Source organism: Kitasatospora sp. NPDC056783, from assembly GCF_042789895.1.
Lineage (GTDB): Bacteria > Actinomycetota > Actinomycetes > Streptomycetales > Streptomycetaceae > Kitasatospora.
On the sequence record NZ_JBHUAF010000430.1, the window covers coordinates 1 to 7,069 of the forward strand.

The 7,069-nt window shown below is 75.6% G+C and carries 2 protein-coding genes; both read left to right on the forward strand.

Features of this window, described 5'->3' with window-relative positions; translation table 11 throughout:
* The first annotated feature begins 74 nt into the window (after positions 1-74).
* Positions 75-5,609: a MupA/Atu3671 family FMN-dependent luciferase-like monooxygenase gene (locus tag ACFRMQ_RS35925; RefSeq protein ID WP_380735018.1), complete on the forward strand. Its 5,535-nt coding sequence runs from the start codon at positions 75-77 to the stop codon at positions 5,607-5,609.
* On the forward strand, positions 5,606-7,069 hold a 1,464-nt coding region (locus tag ACFRMQ_RS35930), incomplete at its 3' end, for a condensation domain-containing protein (RefSeq protein WP_380735019.1). The genes ACFRMQ_RS35925 and ACFRMQ_RS35930, both read left to right, overlap by 4 nt.

Consider the following 7,069-nt stretch of genomic DNA (forward strand, 5'->3'; position numbering starts at 1 on the left):
CCCCGGCACCCCGGCCCGCTCTCCCCGCGCTCCCCACGCCGGCCGCCCCGCAGGCCCCCGCCCCGCTGCCGCAGGTGGCCGACGGCAGCACCGGCCTGATCGAACGCCAGCTCGCGCTGCTCGGCCAGTTCTCCGACCTGATGCGCGACCAGCTCGGCCTGCTGGCCGGGACCGCCGCCGTGCCCGCGCTCCCCCCGGCGGCCGTTCCCGCCCCGCTGCCCCCGGCCGTGGCGCCCCTCACCACCCCGGCCCCCGCAGCCCCGGCCCCCGTCACCCCGACACCAGTGGCCGAGGCGCCCACGACGACGACCCCCGCCGCCCCGCAGGTGCACGGCCCCCGGGTGACCGTCTCCCGCGCGTCCGGCATGGCCTCCGGCGGCCTGACCGACCGGCAGCGCGCCCACGTGGACGAGCTGGTCGCCCGCTTCACCGCCCGCACCACCGCCTCCAAGGCGATCACCCGCCGCCACCGCCGCACCCTCGCGGACAGCCGCGCCGTGGTCGGCTTCCGCTCCGGCACCAAGGAGATGCTCTACCCGCTCGCCGCCCGCCGTGCCCGGGGCTCCCGGCTGGAGGACGTCGACGGCAACCCGTACGTCGACATCACCATGGGCTTCGGCGTCCTGCTCTTCGGCCACGACCCGGAGTTCGTCTCCGAGGCCGTCCGCGAGCACCTGGCGTCCGGGCTGCGACTGGGCCCGCGCGGCCCGGAGACCGGCGAGGCCGCCAAGCTGCTGGCCGAGCTGACCGGCACCGAGCGGGTCGCGTTCGCCAACTCCGGCACCGAGGCGAACGCCGGGGCGATCCGGCTGGCCCGGGCGCACACCGGCCGGGACAAGATCGTCATGTTCGAGGGCTCCTACCACGGCCACTTCGACCACACCCTGGGCCGGACGCTGGGCCACGGCGCCGACCGGGAGACCGTCCCGGTGTCCATCGGCATCCCCCGCAGCGCGGTCGCGGACCTGCTGGTGCTGCGGTACGGCGATCCGGAGAGCCTCAAGGTCATCGAGGAGCACGGCGACCGGATCGCCGCCGTCCTGGTGGAGCCGGTGCAGAGCCGCCACCCGGGGCGCCGGCCCGTCGACTTCGTCCGCTCGCTGCGCGAACTGACCACCCGGCTCGGCATCGTGCTGGTCTTCGACCAGATGCTCACCGGCTTCCGCCCCCACCTGCGCGGCGCCGAGGGCTTCTGGGGCGTCACCCCGGACGTGTCCACCTACGGCAAGGTGCTCGGCGGCGGCTACCCGATCGGCGCGATCGCCGGGCGGGCCGACATCCTGGACGGGATCGACGGCGGGCACTGGGACTACGGGGACGACAGCTACCCGCCCAAGGACACCACCTTCTTCGGCGGCACCTACATCCAGCACCCGCTGGCGATGACCGCCGCGGGCGCGGTGCTGCGCCACCTCAAGGCCGCCGGCCCCGGCCTCCAGGAGCGGCTGAACGCCCGCACCGACGAGCTGGCGGCCACCCTGAACGCGTTCTTCGAGGAGGAGGAGTTCCCGCTGCGCCTGGCCCACTTCGGCTCGCTCTTCCGCTTCGAGCCCCGGGCCGACATGGAACTGCTCTTCCCGCACCTGCTGACCCGCGGGGTCTACGTGTGGGAGTGGCGCAACTTCTTCCTCTCCACCGCCCACACCGACGGCGACGTGGAGTTCGTGATCGACGCGGTCCGCGAGTCGCTGCGCGACCTGCGGCGCGGCGGCTTCTTCCCGGCCTCGCCCGGCGTCCGGCCGCCCGCCGCCCGGGCCGCCGCCGCACCGCCGGCACCCGTCGGGACGGCCCGTACCGATGCCGTCCCGACCACGTACCAGCCGGTCCGCGACCCCCGGCGTCCGGTGGACTTCAGCCTCTACTTCTTCGGCGACTACCCCCTGGACTCCCCGGAGGACGAGAAGTACCGGATCGTCCTGGAGAGCGCCCGCTTCGCCGACCGGCACGACTTCCACTCCGTCTGGCTGCCCGAACGCCACTTCCACTCCTTCGGCGGCATCTTCCCCAACCCCTCGGTGCTCGCCGCCGCCCTGGCCCGGGAGACCAGCCGGATCCGGCTGAACGCGGGCTGCGCGGTGCTGCCGCTGCACCACCCGGTGCGGGTCGCCGAGGAGTGGTCGGTGGTCGACAACCTCTCCGGCGGCCGGGTCGGCCTGGGCTTCGCCAGCGGCTGGCACCCCAACGACTTCCTGTTCTTCCCCGAGCACTACGGCAGCCACAAGGAGCTGATGCACCGGCAGGTCGACACCGTCCGGGCGCTGTGGCGCGGCGAGCCGTACCGGGGCCGCAACGGCAACGGCGAGCCGATCGAGGTGAGCCTGCACCCGCGCCCGCTCCAGGAACTGCCGCCGATGTTCACCGCGATCGTCGGCAACCCGGACAGCTTCCGCGAGGCGGCCCGGCACGACCTCGGCGTCATCACCAACCTGATGACCCAGGACGTCGCGCAGCTGGCCGAGAACGTCGCCCTCTACCGGCGCACCCGGGCCGAGCACGGCCTCGACCCGGAGGCGGGCCGGGTGGTCGTGCTGGTCCACACCTACCTGGGCACCGACCTGGCCACCGCGCGCGAGCAGGCCTACCGCCCGTTCTGCCACTACCTGCGCTCCTCGCTCTCGCTGTTCGGGCAGATGGCCAACAGCCTGGGCCTGACCCTCGACTACGAGAACGCCCGCGAGGAGGACCTGGAGTTCGTGCTGGAGCGCGCGTACGAGCGGTACTGCGCCTCCCGCGCGCTGATCGGCACCCCGGAGAGCGTCCGGGGGGTGCTGTCCGAGCTGCGGGCCGCCGGCGCCGACGAGATCGCCGCCTTCGTGGACTTCGGGCTCTCCCCCGAGCAGGTCGCGTCCGGTCTGCCGCAGCTCGACGTCCTGCGCCGGGACACCCTGCGCGGCGCCCCGCTGTCCTACGCCCAGCAGCGGATGTGGTTCCTGCACCGGATGCTGCCGGACGGCGGCCAGTACAACGAGGTCAAGGCGATCGCCCTGGACGGTCCGCTCGACGCGCGGGCGCTGGACGGCGCGCTGCGCCTGCTGGTCGAACGCCATGTCGCGCTGCGCAGCGTCTTCCGGGAACAGGACGGCGAACCGTTCCAGCAGGTGCTGGCACCGCCCACCGGCCCGGTGCTGCGGCACGTCACGGCCGACGCGGCCTCACCCGACGCCGTCGCCGACCTGGTCGCCGCCGAGGGCGCGCACCGCTTCGACCTGGCCGAGGGCCCGCTGTTCCGGGCACTGCTGCTGGAGCGGGCCGCCGACCGGCACGTCCTGGTCCTGTCGATGCACCACATCGTGATCGACACCCTGTCCACCGTGGTGATCACCCGGGAGCTGGGCGAGCTGTACCCGGCCGCCCGCGAGGGCCGGCCCGCCCGGCTGCCGCTGCTCACCACCACTCCGGCCGCCGAGGCCGCCCGGGAGCGGGCCCGGGTGGCCGCCGGCGCCTACGAGGAGAGCCTCGCCCACTGGCGCAAGGTGTTCGGCGGCGGCGACCTGCCGGTGCTGGCGCTGCCCACCGACCGGCCGCGTCCGGCGGTGCCGGACGGCCGGGGCCGCGCCTTCGTCCACCACCTGCCCGCCGAACTCGCCGACGGTCTGCGCGAGTTGGCGAGGTCCCAGCGCTCGACCCTGTTCATGGTGCTGCTGACCGCCTTCGCCGGCGTCCTCCAGCGCCACGCCGGCCAGGACGAGATCGTGCTGGGCACCCCGGTGGCCAACCGGGCCGAGGGCACCGAGGACCTGGTCGGGTTCTTCGTCAACACCCTGGCCCTGCGCCTGGACCTGTCCGGCGAGCCGGACTTCGCCGAGGCGCTGGGCCGGGTCCGCTCCACCGCGCTGGAGTGCGGACCGGAGGCCGTCCAGGACCCGCCGCACCCGCTGGCCACCATCGCGGCGACCGCGGCCGAGCGCCCCGGGCAGGCCGCGGTGGTCGCCGCCGACGGCACCGAGACGGACTACCGGACGCTGCTGGCCCGGGTCGAGGACCTGGCCGGCCGGCTGCTGGCCGCCGGCGTCCGCGAGGGCGACCGGGTGGGCGTGCTGCTGCCCCGCTCGGTGGACCAGGTGGCCGCCATGCTGGCCGCCCTGCGCCTCGGCGCCGTCCACCTGCCGATCGACCTGCTCCAGGGCCCGGAGCGCTGCCGGCTGATCGTCGAGGACGCCCGGCCCGCCGTACTGGTCACCGCCTCGGACGACGCCCCGGCGGCCCTCGGCCTGACCGTCCCCACCGTGCTCACCGGCGGCGCCCCGCCCGCCGGGCCGGCCGAGCTGCCCCCGCTGCCCGTCCCCTCGCCGCGGGCACCCGGGTACCTGCTGTACACCTCCGGGTCCACCGGCCGTCCCAAGGGCGTGCTGATGCACTCCCTGGGCGTGGCCCACCTCGCGGCCTGGAACATCGCCGCCCACCCCGCCGCCCGGACCCTCCAGTACGCCTCCTGCGGATTCGACGTCAGCATCCAGGAGGTCCTCACCACGCTCGGCGGCGGCGGCACCCTGCTGCTGATCGACGAGGAGACCCGCTACGACGTCACGGCGCTGGCCGCCGTGGTCCGGGCCACCCGGACCGAACGGGTCTACCTGCCGTACACGCCGCTGGCCGCGCTCGCCGACGCCCTCGGCGAGGAGCCGGTGCCGCACCTGCGGGAGATGATCTCCGGCGGCGAGCAGGTGCTGGTCACCCCTGGCCTGCGGGCCTTCCTGCACCGCAACCCCGGCTGCCGGCTGGTCAACGAGTACGGCCCGACCGAGACCCACGGCCTGACGGTCTGCGAGGTCGACCCGGACGGCCCCGAGCACGCCCCCGTCGGCCGCCCGGGGGTGGGCGTCCGGATCGTCCTGCTGGACCCCGCCGGACGCCGGGTGCCGCCGGGCGCGGTCGGCGAGATCCACGCGCTGGGCGTCCAGGTCGGCATCGGCTACCTCGACCGCGAGCAGGAGACCGCCGCCCGCTTCGTCGACACCCCCGACGGCCGCCGCTACCGTACCGGCGACCTCGGCCGGTGGCGGCCGGACGGCCTGCTGGAGTACCTCGGCCGGGCCGACCGTCAGGTCAAGATCCGCGGCTACCGGGTCGAACCGGGCGAGATCGAGACCGTGCTGCGCGGCATCCCCGGGGTCTCCTCGGCGGTGGTGACGGCGCACCGGACCGCGGCGGGCACGGCGCTCGCCGGGTACGTCGGCTGCCCGGCCGGCGAACTGCCCCGGATCGCCGACCAGTTGGCCGACCTGCTGCCCGACTACCTGGTGCCCGCCCTCTGGGCCACCGTCGAAACCCTGCCGTTCAACACCAACGGCAAGCTGGACACCGCCGCCCTGCCCGAGCCCCGGCCGCTCGGCGCCGACCGGCCCGAGGCCGCGCCGGCCACCGACCTGGAGCACACCGTGCAACGGCTCTGGGAGGAGGAACTCGGCCGCCCCGCCGGGGTGGAGACCTCCTTCTTCGACCTGGGCGGGCACTCGCTGGCCGCCACCCGGCTGCTGAACCGGGTCCGCGAGGCCACCGGGCTGCGCATCGGCGTGCTGGACTTCTTCCGCCGCCCGACCATCCGCGCGATGGCCGCCCACCGGCCCGCCGTCGAGCAGGCCCCGGCCTACGAGGAGGGCACCCTGTGAGCACGGCCGAGAAGGAGTGGGCCCGGCTCCTCGAACTGCTCGACGAACGCGAGATCGTGCTGCGCACCACCGGCGAGCGGCTCGGCTACCTGGCCCCGGCGGGGGCGATGGACGAGGAGGTCACCGGTCTGGTCCGGGCCCACCGCGAGCGGCTGCTGTCCACCCTGACCGGCGCCGGGACCGCCCTGGCCGCCGCGCCGGCCGGGGTGGCGCAGCACCGGATGCACGGCGCCCACGCCGGGTCGGCCGACCCGGCGGTGTGGAACATCATCCAGCGGATCACCCTGCGCGGACCGCTGGAGCCCGAACGGCTGGCGGACGCCCTGACGGCGCTGACCGAGCGCCACGAGAGCCTGCGGACCCGGTTCCTGGACACCGCGCTCGGGGTGCTCCAGCAGGTGCTGCCGAACACCCCGGCCCGGCTCCCGGTCGAGGACCTCCGGGCGCTCGGCCCCGCCGGGCGGGCGGCGGCGCTCGCCGAGGCCACCGACGCCGAGATCCGCCGCCCCTTCGACCTCGCCGCACCGCCGCTGCTGCGCGCCCGGCTGCTGCGGACGGCGGAGCGGGAGTGGGCGCTGCTGCTGACCTTCCACCACATCGCGATCGACGGCTGGTCACTGGCCACCGTGCTGGACGACCTGGGCGCGCTCTACCGCACCGGCGGGCCGCTGCCCGAGGACCCCGGCCGGATGACCGACCACGCCTGCTGGGAGCGGACGGTGGTCACCCGGGCCACCGTCGCGGCGTGCGCCGACCACTGGGCCGAGGTGCTCGGCGGCGCCCCGCTCTCGGTGGACCTGCCCACCGACCGGCCGCGCCCCGAGCACCGCTCCGGGCGCGGCGGGACCGTCGGGTTCCGTGTCCCGGCGCCGGTGGCCGAGGCGGTCGGACGGTACGCCGCCGCGCGCTCCACCACCGCCTCCGCCGTCCTGCTGGCCGCGCTCGCCCGCCTGCTCGGCTCGCTCGGCGGGGCGCCGCGGGTGCTGATCCTGCTCTCCAACGCCAACCGGACCCGGCCGGCCGACGAGAGGGTGGTCGGCCTGCTCACCAACGGCCTGCCGATCCTGGTGCCGACCGGGAGCGACGGCGGGTTCGGGGAACTGGTGGACACCGCCGCCGAGACGATCGCCTCCGCCCTCGACCACGGGGTGACCCCGTTCCGGATGCTGCTCGACCCGCTGCGCGAACGCGGCGTCCACCTGCCCGCCTCGTACCCGCAGATCATGCTCGCCGTCCAGAGCACCCCGCCCATCGCCCTCGACCTGCCCGGCCTGACCGCCGAGGTCGAGGACCTCCCCGGCCACTCCACCCGCGCCGACTGCTCGTTCGGCCTCACCCCGGACGCCGACGGCTACGCGGGCCAGGCCGAGTACGACGCCGACCTGTTCGACCCGGGCACGATCCGGGGCTGGCTGGACGCCCTGGTGGCGGACCTGGCGGCGCAGCTGGAGGTGCCGCTC